We start from the raw sequence: 17,086 nt of genomic DNA, 5'->3' as shown, positions 1-17,086 counted from the left end.
CACGCTGTTGAGTTCTCAAGGAACGGAGGCTTCCTTCGGACCGCCTTCCAGCGGACCCTCCGGGCTTCGTTCTTTCGTGTTTCCAGCTTATCAGATGTTTTCCGCTCCGTTTCCGGGGCTTCGTTCATCCAACTCGCCGGTGTCTTCCGGGGCTTGACGCCCTGTCCGACGTTTCAAACTCTAGCCGATCCCCGCTCCGAAAAGCGAATCCGACCGCAATCCGATAAAACGCGCACGCCGAATAAGCACCAGGCCGTGACGCGAAAAGCGAAAACGACCGGCACGAACCGGAAGTGGTGTTTCTGGGGATTGGCCGCTCCGGGACCGTCCGCGCCGATGCGTGTCCGGTGCTCCCTGCCGAGCGACTAGGAAACACTACCCCTGTCCGGGGCCGAAGGCAAACCCGTCCCGGAGACGGTGCGGGTGCAGAGCGCCCGCCCGGGCTTCACGTACGCGCCGTTGGGGTGGTCGTTGCCGGTGACCCACTGGCGCGCGGTGGCCTCGTCGCGGCCGCCGTCGCGGTGCCGCCGGAGCAGACGCTCCTCGCGGACCTCGTCATCCGTGTGCACGTACCAGAGCTCGCGCAGGAGTCGGCGGGCATCGGACCAAGGCGTGTCGGCGGAGGCCAGGTAGTTGCCCTCGGTGATGACGAGCCGGGTGTGCGGGCGGACCACGTGGCGGGCGGCGACCGGTTCGTCCAGGGTGCGGTCGAAGTCCGGGACGTAGATGTCCTGGAACCGGTCGCCGGCGATGCGGCGCAGCAGGGCGAGGTAGCCGTGGGCATCGAAGGTGACCGGGGCGCCCTTGCGGTGGGTCAGGCCGAGGCGGTCGAGCTGGGCGCCGGAGAGGTGGAAGCCGTCGAGCGGGACGTAGGCGGCGGTGCCGGGGCCTTCGGCACGCTCGACCTCGGCGACCAGGTGGCGGGCCAGGGTGGACTTGCCGGCGCCGGGCGGGCCGGCAAGTCCCAGGATCGTGCGGGCGTTGCTGCCCGGGCCGCGGAGGAAACCGAGGGCAAGGGCGGTGAGGCGGTCCTCGTTCATGGCCGCACCTTACTGAGCGCGCCCGTGCAACTGACCACGCCCGTGCTCGGCGCGGCCCCGTGCCGGGCTCGGCCCCGTGTCCGGTGGGGCTCGCCGGGCCGAGCCGGCTCAGCGTTCGGCGAGGGCAGGCAGGTCCAGGGTGAGGGTGCCGGCGTCGGCGTCGAGCAGGGCGGGAACGCCGAGCGGAACGGTGAGGGTGGACGGGCAGTGGCCGAAGCCCAGTTCCCAGAGCACGGGGACGCCGAGCCCGCCGAGCCGGTCGAGCATCACGTCCCGGACCCGTTCCGGCCGTCCGCAGCCCTCCCAGGAGCCGAGGGCGACGCCGGCCACGCCGTCGAGGGCGCCGGAGCGCAGGAGCTGGGTGAGCAGACGGTCGAGCTGGTAGGGGTGCTCGTTCACGTCTTCGAGCAGCAGGATGCCTCCCTCGTACGAAACCCGGGCGGCGGGCGTGCCGCGCTCGGCGGTGAGGACGTGGAGGCAGCCGCCGGCCGTGACGCCGTGGGCCCGGCCGGGGACGAGCGGGGCGGCGGTGGGTGACGTGAGGACGGTGACGGCGGCGGGGTCGAAGAGGGTGCGGCGGAGGTGCTCGGCGGTCGGGCCGTCGGAGACGAAGGAGGCCCCGGCGGCCAGCGGTCCGTACAGGGTGGCGAGGCCGAGGCGCTGGGCGAACGCCTCGTGCAGGGAGCTGACGTCGCTGAAGCCGATGAAGGGCTTGGGCCCGGCGGCGCGCATCGCGGTCCAGTCGAGCAGGTCGGCCATGCGGTGCACGCCGTACCCGCCGCGGGCGCAGATGACGGCGTCGACGGTGGGGTCGAGCCAGGCGTTCCGGAGGTCGGCGGCGCGGTCCGCGTCGGTGCCGGCCAGGTAGCCGAGGGAGGGGTGGGTGTCGAGGACGTGCGGGGCGACTTTGACGCGCAGCCCCCAGGAGCGGAGGATCGCGCACCCGGCGGTGAGGCGTGCCGCGTCGATCGGGCCGCTGGGCGCGACGACGGCGATGTGGTCGCCGGGGCGCAGGTGCGGCGGGCGGGTCAGCCCCTGGCCGGGTGCGGTCGGGTGCTGGTCCATGGGCCGGGCCACCTTTCGGGCGCGGGAGCGGGGTGCGGGCGGTCGCGCTGTGGCCGCGACCGCCCGGTGACGATATGCCCCGTGTCGAACGGCCGATGTCCGCGGGAGGCGGTCCGCTGTCCGGACGGCTTCGGCGGACTCCGGCGGGTGAGCGCTCTTCAGATGGCCGCCCCCATCACCTCCCGGACCTCGGCGAGGGTGGCGTCGGCGACGGCGTTGGCCCGCTCGGCGCCGTCGCGCAGGACCTGCCGCAGGTGGCCCCGGTCGACGGCGAGTTCGGCGCGGCGGGCGCGCATCGGTCGGAGGAACTCGTTGACGGACTCGGTGACGGTGCGCTTGAGCGCGGCAGCGCCGCCGTCGCCGATCTCCTCGGCGACGGCCTCGGGGTCGCGGTCCTGGCAGAGGGCGGCGAGCAGGACGAGGCTGGAGACCTCGGGACGGTTGACCGGGTCGTAGCCGATCCGGCGGTCGGCGTCGGTCCTGGTGCCGCGGATGATCCGGGCGGTCTCGTCCTCGGTGGCGCCGAGGGCGACGGCGTTGCCCCGGCTCTTGCTCATCTTGCCGCCGTCGGTGCCGAGCAGCATCGGGGCGTCGGAGAGCAGGGCCTGCGGTCGGGGGAAGACGGCGCTGCCGTCGGCGTGCGGGTAGCGCTCGTTGAAGCGGCGGGCGACGGTGCGGGCGACTTCGAGGTGGGGCAGCTGGTCCTGGCCGACCGGGACCAGGTCGGCCTTGCAGAAGAGGATGTCGGCCGCCTGGTGGATGGGGTAGGTGAACATCAGCCCGCTGACGGCGGCCTGCCGGGAGTGGGCGATCTCGTCCTTGACGGTGGGGTTGCGTCCCAGTTCGGCGACGCTGACCAGGCTGAGGAAGGGGAGCAGCAGCTGGTTGAGGGCGGGGACGGCGCTGTGCGGGAAGATCGTCGCCCGCTCGGGGTCGAGGCCGGCGGCGAGGTAGTCGAGGACGAGGTTCTCGGTGTGCTCGGCGAGCCGGTCGGCGAGGTCGCGGTCGGTGATCACCTGGTAGTCGGCGACCACGACGAACATCTCGACTCCCTGGTCCTGGAGCCGGACCCGGTTGCGCAGGGTGCCGAAGTAGTGGCCGAGGTGGAGCGGTCCGGTGGGCCGGTCCCCGGTGAGGACGCGGTGGGCGGTCGGATCGTCGACCGGAGCGGACGGAACGGACGTGTCGGCGGCGGTCGCGAGAAGGGTGGTCGCGGAGGCTGTCGCGGAAGCGGCGGTCGCAGTGGTGGTCACGGCGGCGGTGGTCGCGGCGGTGGTGGTCAAGGTCTCTCTCCTCGGTGCGGCGGCGGTGGCGGCCGTCCGGGGCGAGGGACCCGTCCTGCGGGGAAACGCAGCAGGGCCGTCCATCCCGGACGGCCCTGGTCAGGCGAGTGTGGTGGCCGTCCTAGGACGGCCACCAGCACAGGCCCACGAAGCGCTTCATGCGGCCCACAGTAACGGTGTCAGTCCTCCACGACCAGTGCCGGGGTGTCCTTGTGCAGCGTCTCGCCGCGGAAGAACTCCGGCCGGATGAAGCCGTACCAGGTCATCAGCGCGGCGCCGAGCAGCAGGATGCCGACGCCGATCACGAAGACCGAGCCGATGCCGAAGACCGAACCGCTGCCGTAGTCGGGGTCCCAGGCGTCGGTGAGGGTCTGGAGGAAGACCGCGGTGAGCAGCACGCCGCCGAGGAGCGGGGCAGCGCCCTTGAGCAGCAGGTCGCGGACACCGCCGCGCAGCGAGCGGCGGAAGTACCAGACGCACGCGAAGGCGGTCAGAGCGTAGTAGAAGCAGATCATCAGACCGAGCGCCAGGATGGTGTCCTGGACGACGTTCTCGCTGATCAGACTCATGCCGACGTAGAAGACCGCAGTGGCGATGCCCGCCGCGACGGTGGCGTAGCCGGGGGTGCGGAAGCGCGGGTGGACGGCGCCGAAGCGCGGCGGCACGGCGCGGTAGGCGCTCATCGCGAGCAGGGTGCGGGCCACCGGGATGAAGGTGGTCTGCAGGCTGGCGGCGGCGCTGGCGACGACCGCCAGGAAGAGCAGGATGCTCCACGGCGAGCCGAGCACCGGACGGGCCAGTGCGGCGAAGACGTTGTCGGCGGTGGCCGGGTTGCCGAGGCCGTTGCCGGTGCTGCCGACGCCCGCGAACATCTGGGAGGCGATCGCGACCAGCAGGTACGAGCCGACCAGGGTGACCATCGAGATCATCGCGGCGCGGCCGGGGGTCTTGGCGCTGCCCTGGGTCTCCTCGTTCATGGTCAGGCAGGTGTCCCAGCCCCAGTACATGAAGATCGACAGCGACAGTCCGGCGGTGAACGCGCTGAACGAGCTGACCTGGAGCGGGTTGAGCCAGGAGAAGGAGAAGCCGATCGAGTCGGGCAGGTCACCGGAGGCGGCCTTGCCGATGGCGATGGCGGAGAAGAGCAGCAGCACGGCCAGTTGGAGGCCGACCAGGCTGTACTGGAACCACTTGGTGGCGGTCATCCCCCGGTAGCTCATCGCGGTGGCGCCGGCGATCAGCAGGACCACGGTGAGCAGGTGGACGGCCTTGTTCTGGTCGAGTTCGGTGACCCAGCTGCTGCCGGTCATCTCCCCGAGCATCAGGTACAGGAAGTCGGTCGCGACCCCGGCCAGGTTGGAGAGCACGATGATGGTCGCCACCGTCAGCCCCCAGCCGGCCATCCAGCCGACCCGGGGGCCGAAGGCCCGGACGCCCCAGGTGAAGGACGTGCCGCAGTCCGGGAAGTCCTTGTTCAGCTCCTTGTACGCGAACGCGACGAGCAGCATCGGCAGGAAGCCCGCCAGGAACACCGCGGGCATCTGGACGCCGACCGCGGTGACGGTCGGTCCGAGTGTCGCTGTCAGGCAGTAGACCGGGGCGACCGTCGAGACGCCCAGCACCACACTGCTCAGCAGGCCGACGGAACCGCCCCGTAGACCCTTGTCCCCCGCTCCCCCAGCGGTCCCCTGACTTCCGGGGACCCCACCACTGATGCCACTGACCGGGGCACCCTGCGGAGCGCCGGGCGCCATTGCCCGGCCGCTGCTCGTGTGCTCTGAGAGCTGCTGATCAAACACCAGCGCACCCTAGAGGCGGGCATGGAAGGTTGAGTAGACCAACCCTTGGTGATCTAAACCACTTACTTCGATTCGTTCGCCCGAAGGCTGTTGGGGTTGCTGTATTTACGGCTTGTTCACCCATGTACCTTTGTTTCAAAGGAGTTGGGCCAAGAAATTTTCTCCCTTTTGCCAAGGTTCGGCATAGTTTGCCCCTCCGGTGCGGACGGCCCGCGACCCCGCCTCCCTCCTATCGGATAGGTTTGCCTAACCTAAATTCGATCGTGAAAGGAGCGTCGCGTGCCCCCCACCTCCGACGACCTGGCCCTCACCCCCCGCACCGCGACCCGCCGCAGGTTTCTCACCGCCGGGATCGCCGGAGGAGCCGTGCTCGGCCTCGGCGGACTGCTCACCGCCTGCGGCAGCTCGGGCGGCGCGGGTGGATCCGGCGGCAGCGGCGGTTCGACCCCGGCCGGCGGCGGCTCCTCCCCGAACCAGAAGTCGGTCAAGCAGGGCGGCGACGACTACGCGGCCGTGATCGAGAAGATGAAGGGCTTCGGCACCGACGCGGCCCCCGGCGTCTACCCGCGCAACCACCGGCACGCGATGGGCGAGACCGTCGTCCCGGCCAGGCCCACCCGGGTCGTGGTGCTCGACACCGGCGAGCTCGACAACGTCGTCGCCCTCGGCATCCAGCCGGTCGGCGTCGTGTACACCGACGGTTCCAAGTCCCTGCCGTCCTACCTCAAGGACAAGGCCGGCAGCCCCGCCGCCGTCGGCACCATCAACAGCCTCAACCTGGAGGCCATCGCCGCGCTCAAGCCGGACCTGATCCTCGGCAGCCAGCTGCGGGCCCAGGACCAGTACGCCCAGCTGTCCAAGATCGCGCCGACCGTCTTCTCGCTGCGCCCCGGCTACCCCTGGAAGCAGAACTTCCTGCTCAACGCGAGTGCGTTCGGCCTGGAGGCCGAGGCCAAGGCGCAGCTCGACGCGTACCAGGCGGCGGCCGCGGCGATCGGCGCGAAGCTCGGCGACAAGCGGCCCACCATCACTCCGCTGCGCTTCATGCCGGGCCGGACCCGGCTCTACGCCGAGCTCTCCTTCATCGGCACCATCCTCACCGACGTGCCGCTGCCGCAGCCCACGATCGAGCAGGTCCAGGAGCTCGCGGTGGAGGTCAGCCCGGAGCAGATCGACAAGGCCGACGCCGACTGGATCTTCTACGGCGTGTACGGAAGCCCCAGCTCGACCAACCAGGACACGGTGCTGGGCGGCGCGCTCTGGAAGACGCTCGGCGCGGTCAAGTCCGGTCAGGCCCGGCCGGTTTCGGACGAGACCTGGTTCCTCGGGCTCGGCGTCATGGCGGCGAACGCGGTGCTCGCCGACCTCAAGGGCTTTGTCGCGCCCGCTGGTTGATCTCCCGGTCGGTCCTTGACCGGCCCGAGGGCCGGTCGCTCGGCCGTCCCCTTGACCGATCGCTCGGCCGATCCCGCCCCGCAGGGCGGGATCGGGGCCCGCGGGCAGAGCACGGCGCCGTTCCGGTCGTGTGGCAACGGTGTTCGCCCTGCGCCGTCTTGGGCGATCCGGGGTGATCCGGGTGATCCCACGACGATCCCGCGGTGGTATCGCGCACACCGTCGGGTTCGACGCTTGGAGCTGATCGCGTGGTGCGGGAGGATCGTCGGGACCGTTCCCCGAAGGGCCCGCAGATGACTTCGCTCCACCCCGCCGCAACCGACCCGTCCCTGCCCGGCCCGCCCGGGGACAGCGCCGGATCCTCTCCCCCGCCCGCCGTGCCGGGCCCGCCCGCCGCGGCCGTCCCGGTGTGCTCGATCGCGACCGTCATCGAGCCCGGTGCGCCCGCGCCCGCCTCCCCGGAGGGAGGGGCGCGCCGGACCGGCCCGCCACGCCTCGACTCGGTGCCGCAGCCGCGCAGCCGGTACGACGCGGAGGCGCCGACCGTCCCGCCGGCGGACGCGTGCCGCCGACCGGTCGCGGAGGTACCGGCCCCGCCCGGCGCGGACGCGGAGACCGAGGACGGACCGGCCGCTCCCGGCGCATCCGCCGAGCGTGCCGCCGCGGCGCCCGACGCCCTCCACGGGCCGGACGGAGCCGAGACCGGGTTCGTCCGGTTCGGGTCCGGCACCGCACCCTCGGAGGCCGGCCCGTCCGTGCCGACGCAGCGCACGGTGCGCGAAGAGCCGCGGATCCTGGGATCCCGGCGGCCGTCGCCCTCACGGCGACTGCGCCGGATGCACCCGCAGGCCGCCCAGAGCGGGCAGGGGGCGACCGCACGGGAGACGGCCGCGTCCGGCCCGACCGGAACGGGCCTGCCGGGTGCCACCGGCCGGGCCGACCAACGGGGCGACGAACGGGCCGGCGAACAGGGCGAACGGGGCGGCGCGACCGGAGCGGCGGCGCAGGGACCGTCGTCCGGAACCGGAGCTCCCCGAGCCGGAGCCCTCGATGCCGGCTCCGGAGCCGGCATCGCCATCGGGAGCTCCGCCGGGACCGACCCCGCCGCCGTCGACCGCTCTGCCGTCGACGGCACCGTCGGCCCCTCCGCCGGGGCCTCCGCCGGGGCCTCGTGGGCCGAACCGCCGCTCGGCATCCTGATCGGCGCCGGCCCGGGGCCCACCGAGGCCCTCGGTCGGCCGGAGGAACGGGCACCGGTACGGGTGGCGGCCCGGCCGATCCGGGTCGGCCGCGGCACCTGCCTGGTGGTGCTGCCCTCCTGGCGGCCCGCCATCGCCGTCTCGGTGCCGACCGAACAGCTGCTGTCCGCGACCGGGCTCGCGGCCGACCGGCTGGTCGGCGCCCCGCTGACGGTGCTGATGAACCCCGCCGCGCTGCACGACCGGGAGCTGGAACTGCACGGCTGGGAGCCCGGTCCGGCCGCGCGGACCCGGCGCGGCGGGCGCGGGTAGCCGCTCCACCGGGCGCCGTTCGGTGCCGGGCCGTTCGGGCCCGACACGCCGGGTGGACGTGACAGGCCGGGTGGGCGTGACAGGCCGCGCGGGTCCAGCGGGCCCAGCGGCGCTAGCGGGCCCGGCGGGTGACCGGGCCGTTCGGGACGTATCCGAGGTCGACCGGCACCGGCGGTCGACCGTCCACGGCCCAGCCCGCGCGGACCGTGTCCAGCAGTCCCGGCAGCGCGGGCGGCCAGAGCGCGTCGGCGTTCTCGTCGGCGAGGTCGGCCGGGGTCCACCAGCGCCAGTCCAGGATCCGGTCGACCGCGTGCACCTCGCTGACGTCGCCGACCGGGCCGCGGTGCGGCCCGGCGGTGAGGTAGATGTGCTCGTGCTGGCGGACCGGGGTGCCGTGCCAGGTGAAGTCGTGCTCCCAGGTGCAGAGCAGCGGGCCGGGTTCGAGGTCGCTCCAGCCCGTCTCCTCCCACAGCTCGCGCCGGGCGCCGTCCCACGGGGTCTCGCCCGGCTCCAGTCCGCCGCCCGGCATGGTCCAGTGCACGCCGACCTCGTCGTTGTCCGAACGGAGCAGGAAGACCGAGCCGTTCTCGTCCAGGACCACCGTGCGGGCGGCCTGCCTCGGCCTGCGCTTGCGGGAGCTCAGCAGATTTCGCATCGGGTCACTCTCGCAGTGGCCGCCCGGGGCGTCGAGCGGATTCGGCACTCCGGTCGGGTGCTCGGGTCGACCGGTCCGTCGTGGCGGGCCCGGGATCAGCCCGCCGACCGTACTCTGACGGCCATGCCCGTACCCGCGATCATCTTCCCCGCCGATCCGCTCAACCCGCGCCGGCCCGACCCGCACTTCGCCTGGGAGGCCAGGATGCTGCGGGAGTTGGGCGGCGAGCACCATCTGGTCGACCACGACGGGCTGCTCGCCGGGCGGGCCGAGGAGGCCGTCCGACGGGTGCCGGCGGACAGCGGGCCGCTCTGGTACCGGGGTTGGATGCTGCCCACCGCCCGGTACGCCGACTTCGCCGCCGCGCTCACCACCCGCGGCGGCACCCTGCTGACCAGCCCGCCCGGGTACGCGGCGGCCCACGAACTGCCCGGCTGGTACGACGTGTTCGAGGGTGCGACGCCGGCCAGTGCGTGGATCCCGTCGGAGGGGCCGGTGGCGCCCGGGCCCGAGGAACTGGCGGAGGCCGCGGCCCGGCTCGGCGGGCACGGGCCGGCGATCGTCAAGGACTACGTGAAGTCGCGCAAGCACGAGTGGCACGAGGCCTGCTACGTGCCCGAGTTGGCCGACCTGGCGGCCGTCGGACGGGTGGTGGAACGGTTCGTCGAGCTGCAGGGCGAGTTCCTGGCGGGCGGCGTGGTGCTGCGGCGGTACGAGGAGTTCGAGGGCGCGGGCGTCCCGGCGGGGCCGGCCGGCGCGAACGGCGCCGACCGCGAGGCCGACGCGAGCGGGGTGTCCGGTGCGAGCGGGGTGTCCGGTGCCGCCAGTGCGGTCGGCCCGGAGCGCGCCGACGGCGACGCGCCGGGCGGCGGCGGGCGGCCCGTGGAGGCCCGGGTGTGGTGGCTGGACGGCCGGCCCGTCCTGGTCGGGCCGCACCCGGACGCCCCGCGCCGGACCGTCGAACCCGACCTCACCGATGTCCCGGCGCTGGTCCGCAGGCTCGGCTGCCGCTTCGTCACCACCGACCTCGCCAGCCGGGCGGACGGCTCCGGCTGGCGGGTGGTCGAGGTCGGCGACGGGCAGGTGAGCGACCTGCCGCGCGGGATCGACGCCTCGGGACTGCTGGCCTCGCTGATCGCCGCCTGACGGTTCGTACGTGAAGGACCGCCGGGCGGGGCGTGGAGGTTCGGCGTCGCAGGGTTCGGGTTCGCAGAGGTTCGGGATCGTGGCCGGCCGGGGGCCGGCTTGACGCCGCCCCCCGGCCCGGGTGCGGGACGGCCTATCCGGCGGCCACGGCCTCGGCCGCCGGGTGGCCGTCGGCGATGAACGCCTGCCAGAGCCGGCTGTAGGTGCCGCCCAGGGCGAGCAGTTCGGCGTGCGTGCCGTCCTCGACCACCCGGCCGTGGTCCAGCACGACCACCCGGTCGGCACGCTCGGCGGTGGTCAGGCGATGGGCGATGACCAGGGTGGTCCGTCCGCCGCTGAGCCGGTCCGCGGCCTGGTTGACCGCGGCCTCGGTGGCCAGGTCGAGCGCCGCGGTGGCCTCGTCGAGCAGCAGGATGTCCGGGTCGACCAGCTCCGCCCGGGCCAGCGCGATCAGCTGGCGCTGCCCCGCCGAGAGGTTGCGCCCGCGGCCGGCCACCTCGTGGTCGTAGCCGCCCGAGAGCCGGACGATCATGTCGTGCGCGCCGACCGCCCGGGCCGCCGCCTCCACCTCGGCCGCCGAGGCGCCCGGCCGGCCGTAGGCGATGGCCTCGCGGACCGTGCCCGCGAACAGGTACGCCTCCTGCGGCACCACACCCAGGCGGTGGCGGTACTGCGCCAGGTCGTAGCGGGTGAGGTCGACCCCGTCCACGCGGACGGTGCCCTCCGTCGCGTCGTAGAACCGGGCGACCAGCTTCACCAGCGTCGACTTTCCGGCGCCGGTCTCGCCGACCAGCGCCACCGTCTGCCCGGCCGGGATGTGCAGGTCCACGCCACTCAGCACGGTCGGGGCGCCGTCCGCACCGCCGTTGTAGGCGAAGCCGACACCCTCGAAGGCGATCTCGCCGCGCAGGCCCTTGACCACCGGGACCGGGTCGGCCGCCTCGGCGGTGGTGGTCGGGGTGCGCAGCAGCTCGCGGATGCGGCCGAGGCCCACCGAGGCCTGCTGGTACCCGTCGAACACCTGGGACAGCTGGTTGACCGGCGCGAAGAACAGGTCGATGTAGAGCAGGTACGCGACCAGCGCGCCGACCGTCAGCGTCCCGGCGTCGACCCGGGCCGCGCCGACGATCAGCACCAGCGCGGCGGCCACGCTGGAGAGGAACTGGACGAACGGGAAGTACAGCGAGATGTAGAGCTGGGCCCTGACCCGGGCCTCGCGGTAGGCGATGCCCCGGGCCACGAAGCGGTCGGTGTTGGTGTCCAGGCGGCGGAACGCCTGGACGATCCGCATGCCGGCCACGTTCTCCTGGAGGTCGGCGTTGACGGTGCCGATCAGGTCGCGGGAGCGCTCGTACTGGTCCTTGGACTTCTTGCGGAACACCAGGGTGGCGATCACCAGCAGCGGCAGGACGGCGAAGACCACCAGGGCCAGGCCGGCGTCGATGATCAGCAGGGCGGCGAAGATCCCGGCGAAGGTCAGCAGGCTGACCACCGCGGTGACCATGCCGGTCTGGAGGAAGGAGGTCAGCGAGTCCAGGTCGGTGGTCATCCGGGTCATGATCCGGCCGGTCAGCTCGCGCTCGTAGTAGTCCAGGCCGAGCCGGTTGAGGTGGGCGAAGATCTTGAGCCGGAGCGTGTAGAGGACGCGCTCGCCGGTACGGCCGCTGACCCGGTTCTCCGCGCCCTGCACCACCCAGTCCAGCAGCACCACGACGAGTGCGGTGAGCGCGGCGACCGCGACCCCGGACATCAGGCCCTTGCGGACGCCGTCGTCGATGCCGTGCCGGATCAGCACCGGCAGCACCAGCCCGGCCGCCGCGTCCAGGGCGACCAGCAGGAGGGCGATGAGCAGCGGGGTGCGGAAGGAGCGCAGGAGGCGGCGCAGGGTGAAGTCGGAGTCGCCGGCCTCGGCCTCGGCGCGGGGGACGTCCGGGGTGTCGGAGGCCGGCGGCAGGGCCGCGACCCGGTCCAGCAGGTCGGGGTCGGCGGTGCGGGCGGCCTTGGCCAGGGCGGGGGTGGGGAGGACGGGGGTCGTCCGGGTTCCGGGGGTTCCCGCGGTGCCGTCGGTGTCGTCGGTTCCGGGAGTGGCCCGGGTTCCGGCGGTGTCGTCGGTTCCGGCGGTGCCGGGAGCGCCGTCGGTGGGAGTGCCGTCGGCGGCCCGCTGCCCGGTTGCCCGCCCGGGCTTCGCCGGGGCCGCTGCCGCGGACGCCGGTTCATCGGACGCCGGTTCATCGGATGCCGGTTCGGGGGTGGAGTGCCGGTCGGCGGAGCCGGCCTCGGGGTCGGTGATCAGGGCCCGGTACTGGGGACATCGGGCTTCGAGTTCGTCGTGCGTTCCGAGGTCCAGCAGCCGGCCTCGCTCCAGGACGGCGATCCGGTCGGCGAGCTGGAGGGTCGAGCGGCGGTGGGCGATCAGCAGCGTGGTGCGGCCGGTCATCACCGAGCGCAGCGCGTCGTGGATCTCCGCCTCGATCTGCGGGTCCACCGCCGAGGTGGCGTCGTCCAGCAGCAGGATCCGGGGGTCGGTGAGGATCGCCCGGGCCAGTGCGATGCGCTGGCGCTGGCCGCCGGAGAGGGTCAGGCCCTGCTCGCCGACCTTGGTGTCGTAGCCGTCCGGCAGCGCGCGGACGAACTCGTCGGCCTGGGCGGCGCGGGCTGCGGCGACCACCTGTTCGTCCGTCGCGTCCGGACGGCCGTAGGCGATGTTGGTGCGGACCGACTCGGAGAAGAGGAAGCTCTCCTCGGGGACGATGCCGACCGTCGCGCGGACCGAGTCCAAGGTGAGGTCACGCAGGTCGTGGCCGTACAGGCGGACGGTGCCGGAGGCGGGGTCGTAGAAGCGGGGCACCAGCTGGGCCACCGTCGACTTGCCGGAGCCGGAGGCGCCGACCAGGGCGAGGGTCTCGCCGGGGGCCAGCTTCAGGCTGAGGCCGTGCAGGACGGGGGCGGGGTGCTCGGGGTCGTAGCGGAACTCGACCCGGTCGAATTCCAGGGCGACGTCGGGGGTCCGCGGGCCGACGGGGGCGGCAGCGTCGGCGGGGGCGCTGGCGGTGGTGCCGATCGCCGGGGCGCCGGCCGGGGAGCCACCGTGCGTGAGGTCCAGGGTGCGGGCGTCCGGGCGCTCCTGGACCAGCGGGCGCTCGTCGATCAGCTGCAGGACCCGCTCGACGCCGGCCCGGGCCTGCTGGCCGACGGTGATGACCATGGTCATCATCCGCACCGGGCCGGTCATCTGGGCGACGTAGGTGGAGAAGGCGACGAAGGTCCCCAGCGTGACCCGGCCGTCGACGGCCAGCCAGCCGCCGAAGGCGAGGACGCCGACCTGGGCGAGCGCCGGGATCGCCTGCATCGCCGGGTTGTACCGGGCGTTCAGCCGGATCGACCGGAGCCGGGCCGCGAAGAGGTTGTGGGAGGCCGCCTCCAGCTTGTCGAGCTCCTGCGCCTCCTGTCCGAAGCCCTTGACCACGCGGACGCCGCCGATCGCGCCGTCCACCACGCCCGCGACGGCGGCCGCCTCCTGCTGGGCGGCCCAGGTGGCGGGGAAGAGGCGCTTGCGGCTGAGCACCGAGACCCACCACAGCGCGGGGGCCATGACCAGGGCGACCAGGGTGAGCGGCGGGGACAGCCAGACCATCACGGCCAGCGACATGACGAACATCAGCAGGTAGCCGGTCATCATCGGCAGCATCGAGAGCAGGCCGTTGACCAGCTGGAGGTCGGAGGTCGCCCGTCCGATCACCTGACCGGTGTCCAGCCGGTCCTGGCGGTGGCCGTCGAGCCGGCCGAGCGAGCGGAACAGGTCGCTGCGCATGTCGTGCTGGACGTCGACCGCGAGCTGGCCGCCGTAGTAGCGGCGGACCTGGGTGCAGCCGAAGACCACGAGGGCGGCGAGCAGCAGCACCACCGCCCAGGGGGCCAGCGAACGGGTGTGGGAGATGATGACGTCGTCGATGATCAGCTTGGTGACCAGCGGCACCAGCGCGGTGACGGCCATGCCGAGGAGCGAGGCGCCGAACGCGAGCAGCAGGCTGCGCCGGGACCGCCAGCTGTAGCCGACCAGACGGCGCAGCCAGCCGGCCGCCTCGGCGCCTTGGGCGGCCTCCGCGGCCGGACCGGTGTTTCCGACGGCGCTCTGCGGGCTGTCGGCGGGAGCCTCCGGGGTTGGGCCGGGGGCCGGGGGGCCGCTCGGGGATTGCTCCACCGTGGATCCGTGAGTCTCAGGCATATTTAGGGATGCTAACCATTTCGTCGGGTGGCCGCCATGGCGTTCCCGAGCCGGAGGGGTTCGGGGCCGGCCAGGGGGAGCCCCGATCATCCGGCCCGGCGGACTGGCCAACAGCCGACGGCCTGCGGTGATTCCCGGGCGGACACTCGAACGGCCCACTCCCCCGGCCGTCTCCAGGATCGCCGACGACCCCTCGCGCGCCCAGCGGCCGGGGACGGGCCGGGCGTCACCCTTTGGGACCAGGTCTCCGGACGGACTGCCGCCGAGCGCCTCAAACGCCCGCGGACGCCGAACCGTCGGCGGGGACGCCCGCCGATTCCGCGGCCGCCGCGAACGCGCCGTGGGCGAGGGCGTGGAGCAGGGCGGCCATTCCGTCGCGCTGGAGGGCGACGCGCTCGCCGTGGTCGGGGTTCGGGCCGAGGCTGTGCGGGGTCGAGTTGATCAGGCCGAAGACGGCGTGCACGGCGGCACGCGCCACCGGCTCGGCGGCGGAGCCGGCCAGCGGCGGGTAGGCCTGCCGGACCACGTCCACCCACAGCTCGACGTAGCCGCGCTGGAGCCGGCGGACGGTGCGCCGGTCCTCCTCCTTGAGGTTCAGCAGCTCCCGGTCGTGCAGGGTGATCAGGTCCCGGTCGTCCAGGGCGAAGTCGACGTGGCCGCTGATCAGCGCGTCCAGCGCGGCGACCGGGCCTTCGCCGCCACCGGCCCGGCGGCGCCCCTCGTCCAGCAGGCGCTCGCTGATGCCGATCAGCAGGTCCGCGAGCATCGCGTCCTTGCCGGCGAAGTGGCGGTAGAGCCCGGGACCGCTGATCCCGACCGCCTTGCCGATCTCGTCCACCCCCACACCGAGGAAGCCCCGGGCCGCGAACAGCCTCGCGGCCTCCCGGCGGATCTGGTCGCGGCGGGGGAGCGCGGAGGCGGCGGGGACGTTCGGCATGCCGTCCATCGTAGACAGTCGGGTTATCGGCCGTTAACCTGGGCGCGTAAGTTAACGTTAATTAACGTGGCGATCACGGGCGGACGCACCCGGCTGCCCACCTGGTGCCGAGGGCAAGGGAGCTCTTGGGAATGGTCATCTCAACCGCCGGAACATCCACCGGCTTCCGGCTCGGCGCAGCGGCCGGCACTGCCGCGCCCGGCGCCGCACCGTCCGCGGCCGCCGCACCGGCGCCCCGGCTCGGCAGCTCCGTCGACCCGGGCTCCGAGGCCTACCGCGCGAACACCGAAGCGCACCGGGCCCTGGTCGCCGAGTTGCGCGCGAAGCTCGACGCGGCCGCCCTGGGCGGCGGTGCCAAGGCCCGCGCCCGGCACACCTCCCGCGGAAAGCTGCTGCCCCGCGACCGGGTGGACACCCTGCTCGATCCGGCCTCCCCCTTCCTGGAGCTGGCCCCGCTGGCCGCCGACGGGATGTACGACGGCGCGGCGCCCGCGGCCGGGGTGATCGCCGGAATCGGCCGGGTCGCCGGACGCGAGGTGGTGGTGGTCGCCAACGACGCCACCGTCAAGGGCGGCACCTACTACCCGATGACGGTGAAGAAGCACCTGCGCGCCCAGGAGGTCGCGCTGGAGAACCGGCTGCCCTGCGTCTACCTGGTGGACTCCGGCGGCGCCTTCCTCCCGATGCAGGACGAGGTCTTCCCGGACCGCGACCACTTCGGCCGGATCTTCTACAACCAGGCCAGGCTCTCCGCCGCGGGCATCCCGCAGATCGCCGCGGTGCTCGGCTCGTGCACGGCCGGTGGCGCGTACGTCCCGGCGATGAGCGACCAGGCCGTGATCGTCCGCAACCAGGGCACGATCTTCCTGGGCGGCCCGCCGCTGGTGAAGGCCGCCACCGGTGAGGTGGTCACCGCCGAGGAGCTGGGCGGCGGCGACCTGCACTCCCGCACCTCGGGCGTGACGGACCACCTGGCCGAGGACGACGCCCACGCCCTCTCCATCGTCCGCACGATCGTCGCCGGGCTCGGCCCGCGCGAGGCCAGGCCGTGGCCGCTCACCCCGGTCGAGCCGCCGGCCGTCGACCCGGCGGGCCTGTACGGCGCCGTGCCGGTCGACCCGCGCACGCCCTACGACGTGCGCGAGGTGATCGCCCGCCTGGTGGACGGCAGCCGGTTCGCCGAGTTCAAGGCGGAGTACGGCGCCACCCTGGTCACCGGCTTCGCCCGGATCCACGGCCACCCGGTCGGCATCGTCGCCAACAACGGCGTGCTGTTCTCCGAGTCGGCCGTCAAGGGCGCCCACTTCATCGAGTTGTGCGACCAGCGCGGCATCCCCCTCCTCTTCCTCCAGAACATCACCGGGTTCATGGTCGGCCGGCAGTACGAGGCGGGCGGCATCGCCAAGCACGGCGCCAAGATGGTCAACGCCGTCGCCTGCACCCGCGTCCCGAAGCTGACCGTGGTGGTCGGCGGCTCGTACGGGGCCGGCAACTACTCGATGTGCGGTCGGGCCTACTCGCCTCGCTTCCTGTGGATGTGGCCGGGCGCCAAGATCTCCGTGATGGGCGGCGAGCAGGCGGCCTCCGTCCTCGCCACCGTCCGCCGCGACCAGCTGGAGGCGCACGGCGAGCAGTGGCCGGCCGAGGCGGAGGAGGAGTTCAAGCGCCCCGTCCGCGAGCAGTACGAGCGCCAGGGCAGCGCCTACTACGCCACCGCCCGGCTCTGGGACGACGGTGTGATCGACCCGATGGACACCCGCACCGTCGTCGGTCTCGCGCTCACCGCCTGCGCCAACGCCCCGCTGGCACCGCCCGCTCCGTACGGCGTCTTCCGCATGTGATCCCGCCTCGTGTCACCCCTGCGTCCGTGACCCCTCCCTTCCGGGTGTGACTCCCCGCGGCGCCGGCCCACCCCGGCCGGCGCCCCCACCCCCCCCCCCCCCCACCGTCGTACGGCACCCCGCGACCCCGAGGAACCCCACCCAAGTTCGCCACAGGTGAGGGGGCCAACCGCCGCGGGATCGCCCGCC

General features: G+C 73.4%; 11 protein-coding genes. 4 read left to right on the top strand and 7 right to left on the bottom strand.

Annotated elements, in window-relative coordinates:
- Nucleotides 1–365 precede the first annotated feature (365 nt).
- The 4 genes from ACFVUY_RS25880 to ACFVUY_RS25865 all read right to left on the bottom strand — a co-directional run bounded on the left by ACFVUY_RS25880 (nt 366) and on the right by ACFVUY_RS25865 (nt 5,142).
- The gene (locus ACFVUY_RS25880) at nt 366–1,040 is read right to left on the bottom strand and encodes a nucleoside/nucleotide kinase family protein (RefSeq protein ID WP_387733647.1); all 675 of its coding nucleotides are present in this window, start codon (nt 1,038–1,040) and stop codon (nt 366–368) included.
- Between the two features lie 108 nt (nt 1,041–1,148).
- Nucleotides 1,149–2,105: an LD-carboxypeptidase gene (locus ACFVUY_RS25875; protein ID WP_387733644.1), complete on the bottom strand. Its 957-nt coding sequence runs from the start codon at nt 2,103–2,105 to the stop codon at nt 1,149–1,151.
- Nucleotides 2,106–2,263: 158 nt separating this feature from the next.
- Nucleotides 2,264–3,388 carry a tryptophan--tRNA ligase gene (gene trpS / locus ACFVUY_RS25870; protein WP_387733642.1) on the bottom strand — a complete coding sequence of 375 codons (1,125 nt, stop codon included), beginning with the start codon at nt 3,386–3,388 and terminating at the stop codon, nt 2,264–2,266.
- A gap of 179 nt (nt 3,389–3,567) precedes the next feature.
- Nucleotides 3,568–5,142, bottom strand: coding sequence for an APC family permease (locus ACFVUY_RS25865; protein ID WP_387691892.1), 1,575 nt, complete (start codon nt 5,140–5,142; stop codon nt 3,568–3,570).
- 324 nt (nt 5,143–5,466) lie between these two features.
- Here ACFVUY_RS25865 and ACFVUY_RS25860 point away from each other — a divergent pair, with 324 nt between their 5' ends.
- Both ACFVUY_RS25860 and ACFVUY_RS25855 read left to right on the top strand, forming a co-directional pair.
- A complete protein-coding gene (locus ACFVUY_RS25860; protein WP_387733639.1) occupies nt 5,467–6,582 on the top strand; it encodes an ABC transporter substrate-binding protein in 1,116 nt (371 codons plus the stop codon).
- A gap of 293 nt (nt 6,583–6,875) precedes the next feature.
- Nucleotides 6,876–8,093: a hypothetical protein gene (locus ACFVUY_RS25855; protein ID WP_387733636.1), complete on the top strand. Its 1,218-nt coding sequence runs from the start codon at nt 6,876–6,878 to the stop codon at nt 8,091–8,093.
- A gap of 112 nt (nt 8,094–8,205) precedes the next feature.
- Here ACFVUY_RS25855 and ACFVUY_RS25850 read toward each other — a convergent pair whose 3' ends face one another.
- Complete coding sequence (locus ACFVUY_RS25850) at nt 8,206–8,748, bottom strand: NUDIX hydrolase (protein ID WP_387733634.1); 543 nt, start codon at nt 8,746–8,748, stop codon at nt 8,206–8,208.
- 123 nt (nt 8,749–8,871) lie between these two features.
- On the opposite strand from ACFVUY_RS25850, the gene ACFVUY_RS25845 reads away from it, so the two are divergent.
- Nucleotides 8,872–9,894, top strand: coding sequence for an ATP-grasp domain-containing protein (locus ACFVUY_RS25845; protein ID WP_387733631.1), 1,023 nt, complete (start codon nt 8,872–8,874; stop codon nt 9,892–9,894).
- A 133-nt stretch (nt 9,895–10,027) separates the two neighbouring features.
- Here the strand turns inward: ACFVUY_RS25845 and ACFVUY_RS25840 are convergent, their stop codons facing one another.
- Nucleotides 10,028–14,119: an ABC transporter transmembrane domain-containing protein gene (locus ACFVUY_RS25840; RefSeq protein ID WP_387733628.1), complete on the bottom strand. Its 4,092-nt coding sequence runs from the start codon at nt 14,117–14,119 to the stop codon at nt 10,028–10,030.
- Between the two features lie 271 nt (nt 14,120–14,390).
- Nucleotides 14,391–15,056 (bottom strand): TetR/AcrR family transcriptional regulator, encoded by a 666-nt coding sequence (locus ACFVUY_RS25835; RefSeq protein ID WP_387733625.1) that lies wholly within the window; start codon nt 15,054–15,056, stop codon nt 14,391–14,393.
- 131 nt (nt 15,057–15,187) lie between these two features.
- Between ACFVUY_RS25835 and ACFVUY_RS25830 the strand changes: the two genes are divergently transcribed.
- A complete protein-coding gene (locus ACFVUY_RS25830; protein ID WP_387733622.1) occupies nt 15,188–16,897 on the top strand; it encodes a carboxyl transferase domain-containing protein in 1,710 nt (569 codons plus the stop codon).
- The last annotated feature ends 189 nt before the right edge of the window (nt 16,898–17,086 follow it).

The organism is Kitasatospora sp. NPDC058063 (assembly GCF_042885395.1).
GTDB classification, from domain to species: Bacteria; Actinomycetota; Actinomycetes; order Streptomycetales; family Streptomycetaceae; genus Kitasatospora; species Kitasatospora lactacystinica.
This window is presented reverse-complemented; position numbering and strand designations above follow the sequence as displayed.

What these genes read in the sequence shown, in the direction of transcription:
- ACFVUY_RS25880 (WP_387733647.1), bottom strand. Translation starts at nt 1,040, where the DNA reads ATGAACGAGGACCGCCTCACCGCCCTTGCCCTCGGTTTCCTCCGCGGC.
- ACFVUY_RS25875 (WP_387733644.1), bottom strand. Translation starts at nt 2,105, where the DNA reads ATGGACCAGCACCCGACCGCACCCGGCCAGGGGCTGACCCGCCCGCCG.
- ACFVUY_RS25865 (WP_387691892.1), bottom strand. Translation starts at nt 5,142, where the DNA reads ATGGCGCCCGGCGCTCCGCAGGGTGCCCCGGTCAGTGGCATCAGTGGT.
- ACFVUY_RS25855 (WP_387733636.1), top strand. Translation starts at nt 6,876, where the DNA reads ATGACTTCGCTCCACCCCGCCGCAACCGACCCGTCCCTGCCCGGCCCG.
- ACFVUY_RS25850 (WP_387733634.1), bottom strand. Translation starts at nt 8,748, where the DNA reads ATGCGAAATCTGCTGAGCTCCCGCAAGCGCAGGCCGAGGCAGGCCGCC.
- ACFVUY_RS25845 (WP_387733631.1), top strand. Translation starts at nt 8,872, where the DNA reads ATGCCCGTACCCGCGATCATCTTCCCCGCCGATCCGCTCAACCCGCGC.
- ACFVUY_RS25840 (WP_387733628.1), bottom strand. Translation starts at nt 14,119, where the DNA reads ATGCCTGAGACTCACGGATCCACGGTGGAGCAATCCCCGAGCGGCCCC.
- ACFVUY_RS25835 (WP_387733625.1), bottom strand. Translation starts at nt 15,056, where the DNA reads ATGCCGAACGTCCCCGCCGCCTCCGCGCTCCCCCGCCGCGACCAGATC.
- ACFVUY_RS25830 (WP_387733622.1), top strand. Translation starts at nt 15,188, where the DNA reads ATGGTCATCTCAACCGCCGGAACATCCACCGGCTTCCGGCTCGGCGCA.